The organism is Parabacteroides goldsteinii (assembly GCF_020091425.1).
In the GTDB taxonomy this organism is placed as follows: Bacteria; Bacteroidota; Bacteroidia; order Bacteroidales; family Tannerellaceae; genus Parabacteroides; species Parabacteroides goldsteinii.
Genome location: NZ_CP081906.1, coordinates 6,218,949 through 6,238,641 on the forward strand (window position 1 = coordinate 6,218,949; position 19,693 = coordinate 6,238,641).

At 42.4% G+C, this 19,693-nt stretch carries 13 protein-coding genes; all 13 read left to right on the forward strand.

Going from position 1 to position 19,693, the window contains the following annotated elements:
• The first annotated feature begins 165 nt into the window (after positions 1 to 165).
• The 13 genes from K6V26_RS25545 (at position 166) to murD (ending at position 19,688) form a co-directional block, all read left to right on the forward strand.
• Entirely contained in the window at positions 166 to 744 is a 579-nt protein-coding gene (locus tag K6V26_RS25545) for an RNA polymerase sigma-70 factor (RefSeq protein ID WP_224264200.1), read from the forward strand.
• Between the two features lie 64 nt (positions 745 to 808).
• Positions 809 to 1,843 carry a FecR family protein gene (locus tag K6V26_RS25550; RefSeq protein ID WP_224264201.1) on the forward strand — a complete coding sequence of 345 codons (1,035 nt, stop codon included), beginning with the start codon at positions 809 to 811 and terminating at the stop codon, positions 1,841 to 1,843.
• A gap of 442 nt (positions 1,844 to 2,285) precedes the next feature.
• On the forward strand, positions 2,286 to 5,504 hold the full coding sequence (locus K6V26_RS25555) for a TonB-dependent receptor (protein WP_224264202.1): 3,219 nt from the start codon (positions 2,286 to 2,288) through the stop codon (positions 5,502 to 5,504).
• A 12-nt stretch (positions 5,505 to 5,516) separates the two neighbouring features.
• Positions 5,517 to 7,229, forward strand: a complete 1,713-nt coding sequence (locus tag K6V26_RS25560) for a RagB/SusD family nutrient uptake outer membrane protein (RefSeq protein WP_224264203.1) — start codon at positions 5,517 to 5,519, stop codon at positions 7,227 to 7,229.
• Positions 7,230 to 7,256: 27 nt separating this feature from the next.
• Positions 7,257 to 7,733 carry a DUF5018-related domain-containing protein gene (locus tag K6V26_RS25565; protein ID WP_009859922.1) on the forward strand — a complete coding sequence of 159 codons (477 nt, stop codon included), beginning with the start codon at positions 7,257 to 7,259 and terminating at the stop codon, positions 7,731 to 7,733.
• Positions 7,734 to 7,843: 110 nt separating this feature from the next.
• On the forward strand, positions 7,844 to 9,526 hold the full coding sequence (locus K6V26_RS25570; RefSeq protein ID WP_046146130.1) for a right-handed parallel beta-helix repeat-containing protein: 1,683 nt from the start codon (positions 7,844 to 7,846) through the stop codon (positions 9,524 to 9,526).
• Between the two features lie 55 nt (positions 9,527 to 9,581).
• Positions 9,582 to 11,582, forward strand: a complete 2,001-nt coding sequence (locus tag K6V26_RS25575; RefSeq protein ID WP_224264204.1) for a glucosidase family protein — start codon at positions 9,582 to 9,584, stop codon at positions 11,580 to 11,582.
• A 388-nt stretch (positions 11,583 to 11,970) separates the two neighbouring features.
• Positions 11,971 to 12,903, forward strand: a complete 933-nt coding sequence (gene rsmH / locus K6V26_RS25580; protein WP_048316071.1) for a 16S rRNA (cytosine(1402)-N(4))-methyltransferase RsmH — start codon at positions 11,971 to 11,973, stop codon at positions 12,901 to 12,903.
• Positions 12,904 to 12,961: 58 nt separating this feature from the next.
• Positions 12,962 to 13,315 (forward strand): FtsL-like putative cell division protein, encoded by a 354-nt coding sequence (locus tag K6V26_RS25585; RefSeq protein WP_009859918.1) that lies wholly within the window; start codon positions 12,962 to 12,964, stop codon positions 13,313 to 13,315.
• Between the two features lie 2 nt (positions 13,316 to 13,317).
• Complete coding sequence (locus tag K6V26_RS25590) at positions 13,318 to 15,486, forward strand: penicillin-binding protein (protein ID WP_195585830.1); 2,169 nt, start codon at positions 13,318 to 13,320, stop codon at positions 15,484 to 15,486.
• Between the two features lie 43 nt (positions 15,487 to 15,529).
• Positions 15,530 to 17,002: a UDP-N-acetylmuramoyl-L-alanyl-D-glutamate--2,6-diaminopimelate ligase gene (locus tag K6V26_RS25595; protein ID WP_010800798.1), complete on the forward strand. Its 1,473-nt coding sequence runs from the start codon at positions 15,530 to 15,532 to the stop codon at positions 17,000 to 17,002.
• A 76-nt stretch (positions 17,003 to 17,078) separates the two neighbouring features.
• Complete coding sequence (gene mraY / locus K6V26_RS25600) at positions 17,079 to 18,338, forward strand: phospho-N-acetylmuramoyl-pentapeptide-transferase (RefSeq protein WP_044215089.1); 1,260 nt, start codon at positions 17,079 to 17,081, stop codon at positions 18,336 to 18,338.
• A 15-nt stretch (positions 18,339 to 18,353) separates the two neighbouring features.
• Entirely contained in the window at positions 18,354 to 19,688 is a 1,335-nt protein-coding gene (gene murD / locus K6V26_RS25605; RefSeq protein WP_224264205.1) for a UDP-N-acetylmuramoyl-L-alanine--D-glutamate ligase, read from the forward strand.
• Positions 19,689 to 19,693: the final 5 nt, after the last annotated feature.

Genomic DNA, 19,693 nt, shown 5'->3' on the forward strand with positions numbered 1-19,693 from the left:
CTGTAATTTCTCCCGTGAGGAAGGAATACAGAAAAAACAGCCTCTGCGATCTTGTGTCGTAGGGGCTTTGTTGGTTGCAGTTGTTTTGCATGATAAAATAGGTTGAAAATGAAAAAATGTAATTAATTTAGCTGCCAGGAAATAGTGTTAATGCTTGAAATCAATATGGGAAAACTGGATAAACAACAAGAGTACTTTGTTTTGTCTGCTTTGAAGCAAGACAGCAAAGAGGCTTTCTCATTATTGTTTCAGACCTATTATACCGATCTTGTATTGTTCTGCGGGAATTTTATAAAAGACAAAGATTCTTGTGAAGACATTGTTCAATCAATCTTTTTAAAACTCTGGAACGAGAGGAAAAACATACAGATTGAAACTTCTTTGAAATCTTATTTGTTGAAGGCTGTCCGTAACAGTTGTTTTGATGAATTTCGTCATCTTGAAATTGTCCGTCAGTATGAGACGGAGTATGAAAATACAGTACTTGATTCTTACGATACGGAAAATTATGTCTTGTATTCAGATTTGCATGACCATTTGCGTCATGCCTTGGAACAGGTGCCGGAGTTGTATAGGGAAGCTTTTGTGTTGAATCGCTTTGAAGGGTTGAAATACAAGGAAATAGCAGAAAAACTGAATGTATCGGAGCGGACAGTTGAAGTCCGTGTCAGTAAGACTTTGGAATTATTACGGAAACATTTGAAAGAGTTCTTCATGCTATTGCTTTCAATAGGTATTCCCTAAAAAAAGTTATAAGCCATGTGGGAAATGATTCCCCGGACGTCTTAAATACTATAAAAGAGAAAAAATGACAGACAAAGATCAAATACAACCTATTATCACAGCTTATCTATCCGGTAAAGCAACGGCAGAAGAACGCCGTAAACTGGATGATTGGGTGAAGCAATCTCCTGATAATGACCGATATTATCAGGAAATGCGTAATATATGGCAGGTGATGCACCCCGCTTTTACCCCCTCTGAGATTAATGTATTTGAAGCCGAGAAAAAAGTTTTAGCAAATATCGCAACCACAAGGAGGAATATCGCCCGTACATTAATTATCTATTGGCAACGTATGGCTGCTGTCCTTGTCATCCCTTTGTTGATCATCTGTACTTATTTATTTTTAGAGAAGGATAATGGGGTGTATGATGCGATAGAGTATCAGGAAGTGAAATCACCTCACGGTACTTTCTCTGAAGTCCGTCTGCCGGATGGAACGAATGTTTGGCTGAATGGTGGAAGTACCCTGAAATATCCCTTAACTTTCCGGAAAGGCGAGCGGGATGTTTTCTTGAGTGGCGAAGGATATTTTGAAGTGCATTCGGATAAAGAAAATCCTTTTATCGTAAAAACCGATCAGATAACTCTCCGGGCTACCGGTACGGCTTTTAATGTGGAGGCCTATGGAAGTGATTCTATTACTGCTGTTACTATGGTTAACGGAAAGATCGATGTCGCTTTCGGAAACTCTTCACCTGTTGCTATGGTTCCGGGAGAACGAGCTTCCTTTAATAATCTCACGAAACAATGTCTTATTGCAAAGACTGATCCTTATAAGTGGTATGCCTGGAGAGACGGACTGATGATATTCAGGGATGACCCATTATCGTATGTCTTTAAGCGCCTGGGATTAACTTTTAATGTGAATATAGAATTAAAAGATCCTTCTTTAGCTAATGCACCTTATCGTGCTACTTTTGAATATGAATCGTTGGATGAAATATTGCGTTTACTTGAAATGAGTGCTCCTCTGCATTTCAAGCAGAATAAGAGGGTGAAGGACCGGAATAATGCATATGAGAAGCAAACAATAGAAGTGTATAAAAGAAAAAGGTGATGAAAAATATCACCTTTTTATCTTCCGAATAAAGAAAATCTGATTTTAAATAAAAAAAATGACTTTTCAGTTGTGGTAAAAAACAGCTGAGACGTCTTAGTTATGTATGAAAAGATAATTATTATTTGTTCACTATAAAAATCTGATGCCTATGAAGTAGTCAATTATTAAGATCAATGAGTAAGCAGCTTTAAATAAAAAGGAAAGGTGTGCGAGACCTTTCCTTTGATTGTTTAGCTGTTAAAAAGTTTTTAGTCAACCTTATTTTTCTAACTAAACAAACAAATGTATGAATTCCATTTCGGATAAAAAAATCGAAAGGCTAAGTTTTGCCATTAAAATTTTTCGAGTTATGAGATTATGCTTGTTATTTATAGCTTTAAGTCTAACGCAAGTTTTTGCCTCGGTATCTTATTCTCAATCAACTTCATTGACGCTCAAAATGAAAAATGTTTCTATTGAAGATGTATTGAATAAGATAGAGGAAAAAACAGAATTCCGCTTTTTGTATAATAAAGACGTTGTAAACGTGGGACAAATAGTGAATGTTTCTGTTAATGAAAGTAGCATTTCGGATATTCTGAATAATATACTGAAAAATACAGATATACATTATACTATTAGCGATCGTCAGATTGTATTAAGTAAAAGTGGATTATTCGCTTTGGTTAGTAATGAACGGATTGTGACCGGGATAGTGACTGATGAGAATGGAGAACCAATCATTGGTGCTAATATTATAGTAAAGAATGATCCGACACTAGGAGGGATTACTGATGTCAATGGTAAATTTAGTATAACAGTTCCTGAAAAGGCAACATTGGTTATTTCTTATATAGGATATGAATCCAAAGAAATAGCTGTGACTAATCAATCTGCAATACAGGTCGTTTTAAAAGAAAGCCACAGTCAATTGGATGAAGTGATCGTTGTTGGTTATGGCTCGACATCAACCAGAAAAACGGTAAGTTCAGTAACTAGTGTAAAAACAGATAAGATAGACGAACTGCCATATACAAGTACATCTGCTGCGTTGCAGGGACGTGCTGCCGGTGTAATTGTTCAGCAAACAGGAGGAGAACCTGGTGGAACAGTTCCTACAATTTCTATCCGCGGTGGTGGTACTCCTCTTTATATCATTGATGGTATTATTCGTGAACCATTGGACTTTAATGCTTTGACTTCTTCTGATATTGAATCAATATCAGTATTGAAAGATGCGAGTGCAACAGCTGTATATGGTGCTCAGGCTGGTAACGGTATCGTTCTTGTCACTACTAAGAGAGGAAATAGTGAAAAGATCAATATTGATTATACTGCAGGTTTTGATTGGAGCAGACCGACCATTATTCCGGACCGGGTCAATGCTGTTGAATATGTAACGGCAGCCAATAAAGCGGCTGAATATGATGGTCGTGGAGCTTATGCCATGTACTCGGAAGATGTGGTCAATAAAGTGTTGAACCATTCTGATCCGGCTAATTATCCGGATAATGACTGGCTGAAAATGGCAATCAATAATTTTGCACCTCAGATGCGGCATAACCTGTCTATGTCGGGTAAATCTAAAAATGGTGTGAAATATTATACTTCTCTGGGTTATTTAAATCAGGAATCTTTATTTAAGCAGTCCCATAACAATACTTTTAAACGCTATAATATCAGAAGTAATGTTTCTTCCTCTTTTGATAATATCGGTTTGGAAGTGGGGCTGAATCTGGATGCAATTTTGGAAAAGAGAAATCCGAATCCATATGGTCAGTCACAGATTTGGAGAAACTTATTGGCGTATAACAAACCAATAGACGTGGCTTACAATCCTGACGGGACTTACAGTGCTTTCTCTGTTCATCCATTGGCCTGGCTGGATAAAGAATCGGGATATGACCGGGTTTCGGATAATATATTAAACACACAACTTTATGCAACCTGGACGTTACCTTGGGATAAAGGGTTAAAGTTTAAAATTTTGGCTAACTCCCGCTATTCTAATTATAATGAAAAGTATTTTAAATCCAGTGCTCCCCAATATTCTCCTTCCGGGGTATTGAAGGAGGCTGCCCCATCTGAAATGTCACTGACAAATAGCTGGTGGCGTAATAATACATTGGAGGCTAGTGTGGAATATAGTCGTGCTTTTGATCGACACTTCCTCGAAGTCCAGGGAGTGTATAGCTATTATAATACGACAAATGAAGAATTCAGTGCATCGAGAAATGGCTTTATTTCAAATGATTTCGACCAGTTGTTTGCCGGAGACGCATCTACACAGCAGAACACCGGAACGGCTCAGGAGGGAGCACGTATTGGGTATGTGGGACGTTTGAGATATAATTATGCTGATAAGTACCTGTTGGAGGGAAACTTCCGTTATGATGGTTCTGATAATTTCGCAAGAGATCAGCGTTGGGGATTTTTCCCATCAGGTGCTGTTGCATGGGTTGTTTCGGAAGAAGGCTTTATGAAGACATTGAAGGATAAGCAGATTATTGATTTCTTTAAAATCAGAGCTTCTTATGGACAAGTGGGGTTGGAAACCGGAGTTGCTCGTTTTGGTTATATTCCTACTTATTCATATAACTCTCAATCTGCCGTTGTAGGAGGTGAGTTTGTTCCAGGTTTTACAGAAGGGAATCTGGTGTCGAATGCTTTGAGTTGGTATACAAAAGATGTATTTGATATTGGTTTTGATATGGCGTTCCTGAACAATCATTTGAATTTTACTTTCGATTATTATTATTATAAGACGAAAGGATACTTGATCTCTCCTCAGAATCGTTATACAACTACATTGGGAAAAGATCTTCCACAAGTAAAATCGAATAGTATCCATCGGCGGGCTGGTTATGAAGCAATGGTAAGATATAAGAATAAAGTCGGTCATTTGAATTATGATCTGGGTTTCAATTTTACGACTTATGATGAGTTGTGGGAAGTAAATGAAAGTGAATCGGAAGCCACTTTGAAAAACCCTAAAAAGCGTTCAACCCATCAAAAGAATTATTATGGAAATGCGTATCAGTCAAGTGGTATCTATCAAAGTGCAGCAGATGTCCTTGATAATCCTCGTTTCCTGAGTGCTACGGAATTGAAACCGGGTGATCTGGCTTATATTGATGTAAATGGTGATGGTAAAATTGATTCGGAAGACCAAGTGAGAATCGGTAAACCGTTCTTCCCGTCATTTAACTATGGCTTTGATTTCAATTTGGATTACAAAGGCTTTTTCTTGTATGGACTATTTCAGGGTACAGGACCGCGTTATGTTGAATTAAGCGGTTTGATGAAAGGTGGTAATACTATGGAGATGAATTATAAGTATCAGCTGGATTTCTGGACTCCGGAAAATGCGGATGCGGCTTATCCCCGTGCTTCTTCTTATCAGAATATTAATAGTTCGAACAATACGCAGTCTTCTGATTTCTGGATTAAAAATGCAAGTTATTTCCGTTTGAAGAGTCTGCAGTTCGGATACGATTTCAAGAATATATTGTTGAGGAATGTGAATGCGATTAGTAAATTGAAATTATCGGTAATGGGGACCAATCTCTTTACTATCTCTGGTGTGAAAGATTATTTCGATCCTGAAGTTGTGGATGGTAGCGGACAGGGATATCCTGTTCAACAGACATTCTCAGTTGCATTAAATGTTGGATTTTAAAAAGAAACAAATATGAAATATATAGCAATTTTATCGACTTTTATTCTTTTGTTTGCCTCATGTGCAGATGATCTGGATAAATCTCCATTGGATAAATTTTCAGAAGATAAGGTGTGGAGATCTGCAGAAGGAGCACAGACTTTTATTAACGGGACTTTATATGTATCCAAGTTGCTGACGGAGAATGCAGATGACTGGAGTGATAATTCAGTTGTCAACACAGAGATGAGCGCTGCTGTCAGAACAGTTCGCGAGTTGATGACGAATGCCAATGATTATGGTTGGAACAAATTCGGTGAAATCCGCCGGTGCAATCTGATTATAGAGAAGGTTACTGCTTCCGAAGATATAAAAGAAGCGGATAAGGAACCTCTGATCGCACAGGCTAAAATGCTCCGTAGTATTGTTTATTATACTCGTGCCAGATTGTTTGGACGCTTGATGATCGTTGATCGCGTACTGACTCCGGATGACGACCTTATGTTTCCTCGTTCGAAAACGATAAAAGAAACTTATGATTTTATTATTAATGATCTGACTGAAGCTGCGGAAGGATTGCCGGTGACTGCATCTGCTGGTGCTTTGACAAAAGGTGCAGCGTATGCTTTAAAAGCAGCTGTTTGTTTGCAGGGAGCAGCTTTTTTAACAGATTCTAATGAGAAAAGGGACTATTATCAGCAAGCAAAAAAAGCGTGTGAAGACTTGTTTGCATTGGGTATTTATTCTTTGGAAAGCGATTATGGAAAACTGTTCAATGATTATTCTACCGGGTTAAGTTCGAAAGAGGTGATTCTGGCCACTTATTATTTATCAGAGACGACAAAGATGTCAGGAACATGGATGCAATCTATTGTCCCTAACCAGGGAGCTGGAAAAATACCGGAAGAGGTGGCTGCTGTATGGCCTGTGGAAAACTTTGAGGGGTGGCATGATAAATCTCCGTCTCAGGATTTGGTTGACGCTTATGAGGTGGTTGATGCCGACGGGAATGCTAAAACATGGGATGAAACATCTTACTATAAGAATTTCAAACCGAATGTCGATTATGTAAGTAATGCAATCTATAGGAACCGCGATGCCCGCTTTTATTCAACGATAGCTTACGACTCAGTCAAATATTTTAATTCAATCATTACAACACGTGTTGGTGGAAACTTGTATTATTTGAATAATAAGGAGAAAGACCGTCATATGACAAAAACAGGTTATTTATATATTAAGAACCTCTATCAGGATAAATCGGTCATTGCTGGCGTGCCGACAGACTGGCATTTGATTCATTTGCGTCTGGGACGTTCGTATCTAGACTATGCGGAAGCTTTGTTGAGACTGGGGGAAACAACTACAGCAATTGAATATATAAATAAGGTTAGAATGACTCATGGAAAGTTACCAGCTTTGTCGACAGCTCTTTCCTTTGATCAAGCCTGGAAATATTATAAACAGGAACGCCGTGTTGAACTGGTGCAGGAAGAAGATAGATATTGGTCTTTACTCCGTTGGGGAAAAGAAGACGGATTGGATGAAATTGAAGAACTTAATACACCTCCGACAGCAATAGAGATTGCGGCTGATGGCAAAAGTTTTGAGATCATACCGGTTCCGGTTGTAGGTCCGTCTAATGATAGAAAATTTACAACCAGAAGATACTTTTTACCGATACCCAAAAATGAAACAATTCTGAATGAAAAGTTGTCGGATGATCAGAATCTGGGTTGGGAATAATTATGAATATATTAGAATTTATTGAATATGAAACAACTGATATTAATTAAGTACGTATTGCTCTCTTTCTTGTGTATCTGTTTGTCATCGTGTCTGACGGCAGGATTAGATGATGATCTGCCTGTTTATACAGAGGCGGAAGTAACGGCATTCAATTTTGAATATCGCTGGACTATACAGGAGGGTATTAGCGAGAAGTTACAAGTAAAAACATTGACTGCACAGACGAAAATCAATCAGGCAGAAGGACTTATTGAATGTGCTATTACAGTGCCTAAAGTTTCCGGAACATTTACGGAAGAAGTAAGAAATCAGGTTTCCTTATCCAAATTAATAGGATATGCAACTATTTCAACTGCAGCATCGATTGCGCCTGTAGGTTCTGCTCCGGTATTGGGGAAAGTTGGAGATTTTTCTCAATCAGATATGGTCTATGAGGTGACTGCGGCCGATAATAAGAATAAAAAGCAATGGAGATTGGTGATTACAAGTTTTACTAAGTAGCTGTAACCATATGTAAGAAGCACTCTTTTGGAATAAAGCTAAGCGATTATTCTTTAAGAGTGCTTTTTTGTATCTATAATATGATTTGACAGAATAGAAATTGAGTTAAAATGAAGAGATTAATATATTTATTTATCATCTTATTCCATTCTTGGTTGTATTGTTATGCAGAGTCAGGACAACGGATCAGTGTATTGGATTTTGGAGCAATACCGGATGATGGGCTTGATGATTCGGAGAATATTCGTAAAGCTTGTGAATATTGTAGGGATAATAAATCTACCGTCTTGTTTTTTCCGCCAGGTCTGTATAATTTCAGGGATTCACTGGCATTACAGATTGAGCGAGAGGCTATAAGCGGAGTATATGGAGAGAATGTACAAGGTCGCTTATTTAAACCGGATGCCCCTTATGTGAAAGCATTGGATTTGTTTGGAGCGGAGAATCTGGTTGTGGAAGCGGAAGGTGCTATATTATTATTGGAGGGATGGTATGAAGTTGTTTCGATAGATAAGGCCCGGGAGGTAACAATAAAAGGTTTGAGTATTGTTTATCGGAGGCCGCCTAATACGGTGGGGAAGATAACTAAATTGAATGAAGGTAGCTTTGATATGCAGATCGATCCTGAACGGTATTTTTATTTGGATAAAGATGTAACAGGCAGAGTTCATTATGTGGATGCTATGAGAGAGAGATTATATACTGGTGGCAGAGTTTCCGGAAAAGAGTTGCTTTCGAAAGACATGATCCGGATTTATACTGATTTCAGACCTTCTACAGGTGATTTCTGTGTATTGCGTCATTCCGGGCATTATCGTCCTGCAATTATGATAAAGGAATCGTCTGATATTTATATTGAAGGAGTTAAGATTCATAGTCAGCCGGGTATGGGAGTTGTCGGACATCTGTCGGAAAATATAACTTTAGAGAATCTGCAAGTGATTCCGGAAGCTGGTATGATTATTTCAACTAATACGGATGCAACACATTTTACTAGTTGTAAAGGAGAAATTGTGATAGAAAATTGTAAATTTGGAGGGCAGGGAGACGATTGCACAAATATTCATAATTATTATTATACAATTGTTCCCCAAACAAAAAGATCTGTAGAAATAAAAATACAAAATGCAGACCTTCATGCTTTATCATTGGATTATCCGGACGTTGGTGATACTTTGTTGGTTGTGAATAGGAGTAATTTGATGGAGAAAGAACATTTTATAGTGGAGCAGGTAGATACGTCTACTGTAGACTGGAGGGTGAGTGTGACATTGAATAAAGACTGGCTTATCGGTTCTCCGGATCTTTATTATATGACAAATATTACACGTCGTCCCTCTGTTCGGATTACGAATAATACAGTGAAGAGTCACTTGGCAAGGGCATTTTTGATAAAAAGCAGGAATGTTCTTATCAATAAAAATGTAGTACAGAATAGTACTGGAACGGCTATTCAATTAGGAGCTGAGGCTGGTTGGCGTGAAAGTGGTCCGGTGGAGAATGTGTTGATTGAAAATAACTGGATTTCCGGTTGTGGTTATGCACAAGGAACTCAGGGAGCTTCATCCGGAATCAGTATATCTGTATCCGGTATAAGAGAGAAGACGGGTTTTTTAAACAATAATATTCTTATTCGGAATAATATTATTGAAGCGGTAAATGAACATGCTATATCGGTTGAAGACGCGAAGAGTGTTCGGATCATCAACAATGATATTTCGGGATGTCCGCATCCTGTTTACATGAAAAATACTGAATCTGTAACGGTGAAGGATGTTCGTTACTCTGATTAGTAATGGAATTATAATAAAAGTAATGTGTGAATAACCATTTATATAATAAAGTATCATGAAGAAGTTTTTATTTGTGTTTTTATTCTGGACTCTTGTTTGTGGCGGAACTCTTTCCGCTCAAAACCGTTGGTCGATCAACCCCGACAGCAGTATCTCCTGGAATGTCAAAGACCGTATCCCTCATTATGACCATATTGAGATGAGCGGGCTGAAAGTTTCGACTGTGCTCCGTTACGGGGTGAATGCGGACGGCTCTTTTGAACTGAATAAAAGTATGGTTTGGCCCATGTTGCGCACTATCCCGAACAATACGCATGCCAGCCTGATGCGTCGTTTTGCCTGGAATGCAACGGACATGGTGGCGGTGAACGGACAATCGTTATCCGGAGAAAAGGTGAATAAGATTACGCTGGATGGGAAAATGACTGTAGAAAGTGCCATCGGATTATCGCGTAATGCAAAGGCTGAACTGACACGCATCATTTTCCCGGCGGTGGCGAAACCGGCCGTTTATGAAAAGTATATCCTTCGGAATACAGGTAGTTCGCCTCTTACGGTGGAAGTGCCCGAATCGCGTGCCGTGATTAACACAGACCCGGAAAAAGGAGTGGACGGCAGTTATAAATTAGTCTCGGAAATTATCGGGGCAGCGACCAAGCAGCTTCAGCCGAAAGAAGAACTTGTTTTTTATGCTGCTATCACCGGCTATAAAAACGGTGAAGCAGAATTGAAACCTGATGTGGAAAAGGAACTTCAGGAGCGGAAGGAACTGATTGCAGGCTTTTGGAATAACCTGATTCTCGAAACACCGGACCCAGTTGTCAATACCATGTTTGCCTTTGCCAAAATACGTGGTGCTGAAAGTATTTACGATACCAAAGGCGGATTGATGCACGGTCCTGGCGGTGAGTCATATTATGCCGCTATCTGGGCAAACGACCAGGCCGAATATATCAATCCCTTCTTCCCTTATCTCGGATATGGAGCCGGAAATGGCTCGGCCCTTAATTCGTTTAAACATTTTGCCCGTTTCATGAATCCGGAGTATGAAAAGATACCGAGTTCAATCATCGCAGAAGGTATTGATGTTTGGGGTGGGGCCGGTGACCGTGGCGATGCGGCAATGGTCGCTTACGGAGCTTCCCGTTATGCCCTGGCAAGAGGTGACAAGGCGGAAGCCGAAGAGTTGTGGCCTCTGATTGAATGGTGTCTGGAGTATTGCCATCGTAACCTGAATGATAAAGGTGTGGTCGCCTCTGATTCAGATGAACTGGAAGGACGTTTTCCTGCCGGAAAAGCCAATCTTTGTACCTCTTCATTGTATTACGATGCGTTGAGCTCGGCTGTCTATCTGGGAAAAGATTTGAAGAAGCCTTTTTCTGTATTGAGTGCTTATGAAAAACAGGCAAGAGACCTTCGGGAAAATATGGAAAACTATTTCGGAGCCAAAGTCGAAGGCTTTGACACGTATCAATATTATGAAGGAAACGATATCCTTCGCTCCTGGATTTGTATTCCTCTGACTGTTGGAATCTTTGACCGCAAAGAAGGTACGATCAATGCCCTGTTCTCTCCCCGTCTGTGGACGGAAAACGGTTTGTTAACCCAGGCAGGAAGTGAAACATTCTGGGACCGTTCCACCCTTTATGCTTTAAGAGGCGTATATGCCTGCGGGGCAACCGAGAAGGCAACAGAATATTTGAAATTCTATTCCAATCAACGCCTGTTAGGTGATCACGTGCCTTATGCTATCGAAGCCTGGCCGGAAGGAAGTCAGCGCCATCTTTCTGCAGAAAGCGGATTATATGGGCGTATCATCACGGAAGGAATGTTCGGTATTCGTCCGACAGGACTGAAATCCTTCACTTTTACTCCCCGTTTGCCGTCGGAATGGAACAGTATGAACCTGCGTAAAATAAAAGCATTTAATACAACATTCGATATCGAAGTGCTCCGTGAGAATGGAAAACAGTTAGTTACTGTCAAATCCGAGGGGAAGACACTATTACATAAAGCCATAAAAGAAGGAGAAATCGTTTCTGTTAAACTAGACTGATTACTAATCTATTACAGTTTTCTCGTAGTTCCCTGCTTTGGAAACTGGTGTTCCCTGCCTGGGAAACTACAATTCCCTGGGCAGGGAACTCTGATTTCCTCCCGAGGAAACTCCGGTTTCTTGGGAGGAAATTGTATTTATCTCCCTGTTTGTTCCATTGTAGAACCACACTATTGTTTGGGTGCAGCCTTAATCTTTTGTCTACTTTTCTATCAAGAGAAAAGTAGGTCTCCCTTACCTGTTGATAACTTTTTTGTACTTTTCTCATATATTTCTTGGAAGGTAATTTGATAAATGTTTAATTTTACCCACAAATATAGTAAAGTGCCCGTTGCCAACGAAGTAGGGTGCTTTTGTTTAAGGGAAAGTTTAACGTGTAAAACAGAAAATGGAAGAGAAAGAGACTTGCTATCATGTACCGGTGATGCTCGATGAAAGCGTGAAAGGCCTGAATATTCAAGAAGGGGGTATCTACGTGGATGTGACCTTCGGAGGTGGCGGACATTCACGCGAAATCCTGAAACGGATGGATAGCGATGGCGAACTTTACGGATTTGACCAGGATGCCGACGCCGAACATAATATTCCTGATGACTCCCGTTTTGTGTTTGTTCGCAGTAATTTCCGTTATTTGTATAATTTTATGCGTTATCATGGCGTAGACGGCGAAGTGGACGGGCTATTGGCCGACCTGGGCGTTTCCTCCCATCATTTCGATGATAAAGACCGTGGTTTCTCTTTCCGTTTCGACGGAGCGCTGGATATGCGTATGAACACCCGTGCCGGCCAGACGGCTGCCGATATCGTAAACAACTATACGGAAGAAGCATTGGCCGACGTCTTTTACCTTTACGGCGAACTGAAAGTTGCCCGCAGGCTAGCCTCATTGATTGTCCGGACACGTGAAAACAAAAAGATAGAAACAATCGGAGACTTTCTGGAACTGGTTAAACCCTTTACCGGAAAAGACAAAGAGAAAAAGTTCCTGGCACAGGCATTCCAGGCCCTTCGTATCGAAGTGAACGACGAAATGCGTGCCCTGAAAGAAATGCTGCAACAAACCCTCCAGGTCTTAAAGCCCGGCGGACGTTTGGTTGTAATCACTTACCATTCTCTGGAAGACAGGCTGGTAAAGAACTTCCTGAAAACAGGAAATTTTGAAGGAAAAAGCGAACAAGACTTTTTCGGAAATGTACAAACGCCATTTCGTATGGTAAATAATAAAGTAATTGTGCCTTCCGACGAGGAGATTGAAAGAAATCCCCGTTCGAGAAGCGCCAAATTAAGAATAGCGGAGAAGAAAGGAAAAAAAGAGAATTGAAAATTACAAATTGAAAATTAGGTTCGCGTTCGTATAATTTTCAATTAAAAAGGGAGTTATGGAGGAAAAACAACAACGTAAAAAGTCAAAGAAAAAAGAGAAACGTCTTTCTCTTTTGTATGTGCTGGGCGGTGGTATCCTGAACGAGGATTTTATCGTTAAACACACAAGAATGATTGTGCTTGTTGTGATAATGATATTTTTCTTCATCGGCAACCGCTACACCTGCATGCAGAAACTAAGGGAGATCGACCGCCTGCAACAACGTTTGCGCGACATTCGTTTCGAGGCATTGTCTATTTCATCGGAACTGACGGGCAACAGCCGTCAGTCGCAAGTAGAATTATTGATTGAAGAACAAGGTATTGAACTGGAAGGAGCCAAAACTCCGCCGTATGAATTATACAAATAAATATGGCAGAAGAGAATGAACCAATAGAAATCGCCCCGAAAAGTAACCGTATATTATTCTGTTACTTTCTTGTCGTGCTATTATTGGGGCTTATAGCAGTGGGCATATTGTTTCGCACGTTTGATACAGCTTTTGTGGAGAAGGAGAAATGGGAGAAGGTGGCCGAAAGCCAGAAACGCCCGAACCGTCTGATATTACCCGGACGTGGAAACATCTATTCTTCCAATGGAAAGCTGATGGCAACCAGTGTGCCTCGTTATTATACCTATATCGACTTTCGTGCCGACGGATTTTCTGTCGATACGTTCCGGAATTCGAAGGTGAACGGGGTGGATTCGCTAGCCGTTTATCTGTCACGTAAATTTAAGAATCGTACGCCGGCCGGTTATAAGGCGCATCTGCTTCGCGGACTGAATAGCAAAAGCCGTCAGTATCCCGTTTATGAGGGGCGTGCTTCTTATACCGACCTGAAAGAGATGAAGAAATTCCCGTTTCTCCGTTTGAGCCGTTATAAGAGTGGATTCTATACGAAGGAAATGGTGCAACGCCAGAAACCCTTTGGGACATTGGCATCCCGTACTATCGGAGATATTTACGGTGAGATTGAAGCCGGAGGGGTGACCAAAGGAAAGAACGGGTTGGAGTTGCAGTACGACTCTTTGCTTCGGGGTGAACCCGGAGTGAGTTCGGTTCGTCGTGTTGGTGGCGGATGGACGAATGTTGTTGAGATAGAGCCGGTCGATGGCATGGATATCCGGACTACGATTGATATCAATATCCAGGATATAACCGAGAAGTCATTGGTCGATATGTTGAAGAAGATCGACGCTGAATCCGGAACTGCCGTTGTCATGGAAGTGGCGACAGGCGAGGTGAAAGCGATCACCAATATGGGCCGTATCCGTGAAGGCGCTTATGCTGAAACCAAGAACCATGCAGTAGCGGATGAGATAGAGCCGGGTTCGACCTTCAAAGTCGCCTCTATGATGGTCGCTTTGGAAGACGGAATCTGCCAGCCAAGCGATACGGTGGATGTGGGCAAAGGTATTTATATGTATAAAGGTGCCCGTATGACCGACCATAATATGAATAAAGGCGGTTACGGTCGTATCTCGGCAGAACAGGCTATTTGGTATTCTTCGAATATCGGTGTGGCAAAGATTATTCTGAAAGGGTACGAAAAGAACCCGACCAAATATGTGGAAGGTTTGTATAAGTTGGGCTTGACTATTCCGCTGAACCTGGAAATCCCGGGAGCCGGACGTGCCAAGATTCGTATGCCGAACGATACCGCCTTGTACTGGTCGAAGACAACATTGCCCTGGATGTCTTTCGGATATGAAACGCAGATACCGCCTATCTATACGCTGACATTCTTCAATGCCATTGCAAACGGCGGAAAGATGGTGCGCCCGATGTTTACTAAAGAGATTATGCACAACGGAAAGACGGTGCAGAGTTTCTCAACAGAGGTGTTGAAATCGTCTATCTGTTCAGACAAAACACTGGAGATTATCAAAGATATGTTGCTGGGCGTAGTAGAGAAAGGAACCGGTAAAGCCGTTCATTCGGATATCATCCGTATAGCCGGAAAAACAGGTACGGCGCAGATTGCTTCGGGCGGTGTTTACCGTACAAGCGGGCACCAGGTTGCTTTTTGCGGATATTTCCCGGCCGACGAGCCGAAATATTCCTGTATTGTCGTTATCCGCCGTCCGCGTATCGGTTATCCGTCCGGTGGAACGATGTCTGGGGGCGTGGTAAAAGCCATTGCCGAGAAAGTATATGCCAGCCATATGTCGTTTGATGTACGTGATATGGAGCGCGATTCATTAGCTGTGATATTGCCGGCAGCAAAGAACGGGAATCTGGAGGCACTGGAAAATGTATTGGATAAACTCGATGTCAGTGCAAATACAGACAGCCTGGAGACAAAATGGGTTGTCGCAAAGCGTGAAGAAGGCGAAGAAGAACTTCATCTGCGTGACCTGACAATCCGTGAAGGCCTGGTGCCGAATGTGATTGGAATGGGCGCTAAAGATGCGGTTTTCCTGCTTGAAAGTGCCGGTTTGCGTGTTGTATTGGATGGAATGGGACGTGTTTCCGCCCAGTCGATGGGAGCAGGCACACGAATTGCCAAAGGACAGTCCATTCGCTTAACATTAAGATAATAGAAAGGGGAGGTTTCCGGACCTCTCCGTAAACAGATAGAATATGGAACTGAAGAAATTGATTCATACGTTGGATGTACTGGAAGTCGTAGGAACAGATGATGTAAAAATCGCAGGTATCCAGTCTGATTCCCGTAAGGTGGAAGACGGCTTTTTGTTCGTGGCGGTAAGAGGCACGGCAGTCGACGGTCACGCTTATATCGACGGAGCCATTGCCAAAGGTGCCGTAGCGGTAGTCTGCGAGGAAATTCCATCCCTTTCGGAAGAAAATGGAAATCCTTCCGGGAGAAATGTCATTTTCATCCGGGTGAAAGATTCGGCGGATGCATTGGGTAAATTGGTTTCGACCTGGTATGACAATCCTTCGGATAAACTGACGCTGGTGGGCGTTACCGGAACGAACGGCAAGACGACTATCGCTACCTTATTATATGAAATGTTCCGTAAGATGGGACATAAGGTAGGCCTGCTTTCAACTGTATGCAATTACATTGACGGCGAAGCGATTCCGACCGATCATACGACACCCGACCCGATCACCCTTCACAGCCTGATGGCACGGATGGTGGAAGCCGGATGCGAATATGCTTTTATGGAAGTCAGTTCCCATTCGATCGACCAGAAACGTATCAGTGGTCTTTCGTTCGACGGTGGTATTTTTACCAACCTGACACGTGACCATCTGGATTATCATAAAACAGTAGAGAATTATCTGAAAGCCAAGAAGAAATTCTTCGATGACCTGCCTGCTGATGCTTTCGCACTGACGAATGCCGACGACAAATCAGGCCTGGTAATGCTTCAGAATACGGCAGCAAAGAAGCTGACCTATTCATTGCGCACATTGGCTGACTTCAAAGGAAAGATTCTTGAATCGCACTTTGAAGGAACCGAGATGATTATTAACGGCCGTGAGGTAGTTGTCCACTTTGTAGGCCGATTCAATGCTTACAACCTGCTGGCTGTTTACGGGGCTGCCGTTTCTTTGGGCAAAGACCCGGAAGAGACGCTGATTGTGTTAAGCACGCTTCATTCGGTTTCCGGCCGCTTTGAAACGATACAGTCTCCGAAGGGTTATACGGCAATTGTCGATTACGCTCATACGCCGGATGCTTTGACAAACGTGTTGAACGGTATCGATGAGGTGCTGAATGGCAGAGGCCGCATCATCACCGTGGTGGGTGCCGGAGGAAATCGTGACAAAGGCAAACGCCCGTTGATGGCAAAGGAAGCCGCCAAGCTGAGCGACCAGGTCATCCTGACTTCTGATAATCCTCGTTTTGAGGAACCGGACGATATCATCAACGATATGGTGGCTGGACTAAGCAAGGCGGATATGGAACGTACGCTCTGTATCACCGACCGCATGCAAGCCATCAAAACGGCAGCCATGTTGGCGAAGAAAGGCGATGTGATCCTTGTTGCCGGCAAGGGACACGAAGATTATCAGGAAGTAAAAGGTGTGAAACATCATTTTGATGACCGCGAAGTAATAAGAAATATATTTAATAGTTGACAATTGACAGATGATAGTTGACAGTTAAATGTTCATCACAAATAACTGTCAACTGTCAATCGAAAACGAAGTTTTTATGTTGTATTATCTTTTTAATTATCTGGATCAGCTGGATCTCCCTGGGGCGGGGATGTTTAAGTACGTATCATTCCGTTCCGGACTGGCGTTGATCCTCTCTTTGTTCATCTCGACAGCGATCGGCCGCCGTATCATCGACCGTTTGCAATTATTGCAGATCGGTGAAACCGTGCGTAATCTCGGACTGGAAGGACAGATGAGTAAGAAAGGTACGCCGACAATGGGAGGTATCATTATTATCATTGCCATTTTGATCCCGACATTGCTTTGCGCCAAGCTGAACAATATTTACGTAATCCTGATGATGGTGACGACCGTCTGGCTGGGTGCTCTCGGTTTTGCTGACGATTATATCAAGGTCTTCCGCAAGAATAAGGAAGGGATGCACGGCAAGTTCAAGATTGTCGGACAGATCGGTCTGGGACTGATTGTCGGACTGGTGTTGTTTATGAGTCCGGATGTTGTGATAAAGGAGAATATGGAAGTGCGCCATGATAATGTAATTGAAGAAGTACATTATCATACGGTGGAAACCAAGTCGACCAAGACAACGATCCCGTTCCTGAAGAATAACAACTTTGATTATGCCCAACTGGTTAGCTGGGCGGGCGATTATAAGGAAGAAGCAGCGTGGCTGGTATTTGTGCTGATGACTATTTTTGTGGTGACGGCCGTTTCAAACGGGGCGAACCTAACCGACGGGTTGGACGGACTGGCTGCCGGAAGTTCTGCGATTATTGGGGTTGCTCTGGGGATATTGGCTTATATGTCGTCTCACTTCGAGTTTGCTTCCTTCTTGAATATCATGTTTATTCCGGGGGCGGAAGAACTGGTGGTCTTTGCGGCAGCCTTTATCGGGGCGACAGTCGGTTTCCTGTGGTATAATTCATATCCGGCACAGGTATTTATGGGTGACACGGGTAGTTTGACGCTGGGAGGTATTATAGCTGTGTTTGCCATAATTATCCGTAAAGAGTTGCTTATCCCGATTCTTTGTGGTATTTTTCTTGCTGAAAGTATTTCGGTGATGGCACAGGTTGCTTACTTTAAATATACAAAGAAGAAGTATGGCGAAGGTCGTCGCATATTTAAAATGACGCCATTACATCATCATTTCCAGAAAGCTGGGAATGCTGGTATACAGGCGTTGATACAAAAACCGTTCAATGTAGTGCCCGAATCGAAGATCGTGGTGCGCTTCTGGTTGATTGGTATTATTCTGGCGGTTATTACGATCGTCACATTGAAGATGAGATAATAAATATATATAAACGTGGAAAGAATTGTTGTATTAGGGGGAGGAGAAAGCGGTGCAGGTGCTGCCGTATTGGCGAAAGCGAAAGGATTTGACGTGTTCGTTTCCGACTTTTCGTCTATCAAACCCAAGTATAAGGAGATGCTGGACACCCACGGAATCCGTTGGGAAGAGGGACGGCATACCGAAGCCGACATTCTGAATGCCGACGAGATCATCAAGAGCCCGGGAATACCCGACAAGGCTCCGATCATCCAAAAGCTGAAAGCACAGGGGACGCATATCATCTCCGAGATCGAATTTGCCGGACGATACACCGACTCGAAAATGATCTGTATCACCGGTAGCAATGGGAAAACAACGACCACCATGCTGACCTACCACATCCTGAAAGAAGCCGGACTGGACGTCGGGTTGGCAGGAAACGTCGGTAACAGCCTGGCCTTACAGGTCGCCGAAGAACCGCATGCGGTCTATGTCATCGAACTGAGCAGTTTCCAGTTGGATAACATGTACGACTTCAAAGCGGATATAGCTATCTTACTGAATATAACGCCCGATCATCTGGACCGTTATAATTACGAGATGCAGAATTATGTGGACGCCAAGTTCCGCATCATTCAGAACCAGACGTCTGAAGATGCATTTATTTTCTGGAACGACGACCCGATCATTGCACGCGAGATTGCCAAGCGCCATCCTGCGGCTACTCTTTACCCATTCGCCGAAACATATGAAGACGGCGTGAAGGGATATACGGATAATAAGCAAATAGTAATTGAAACCTCAAACGGAACATTTACAATGGATCAGGACTTATTAGCATTAACGGGTACACATAACCTGTACAATTCGTTGGCTTCGGGTATCGCCTCCAAGGTGGTCGATATCCACGATGAGAATATACGGGCTTCACTGAGTGACTTTACCGGGGTGGAACACCGCCTGGAGAAGGTTGCCCGTGTACGCGGAGTAGATTATATCAACGATTCGAAAGCAACAAACGTAAACTCTTGCTGGTATGCCTTGCAAAGTATGACTACCAAGCTGGTACTGATACTGGGCGGGACGGATAAGGGTAACGACTACTCCGAGATTGAAGAACTTGTGAAACAGAAAGTACGTGCCTTGATCTTTCTGGGTGTCGACAATGCCAAGCTACATGCCTTTTTCGATGGGAAAGTAGCGCAGATAGAAGATGTCCGCTCAATGGAAGAAGCGGTAAACAAAGCGTATAAACTGGCAGAAAAGGGAGATACGGTCTTGTTATCCCCGTGCTGCGCCAGCTTCGACCTCTTCAAGAGTTACGAAGACCGCGGCGACCAGTTCAAGGCTTGCGTACGCAGTCTTTAATTTCC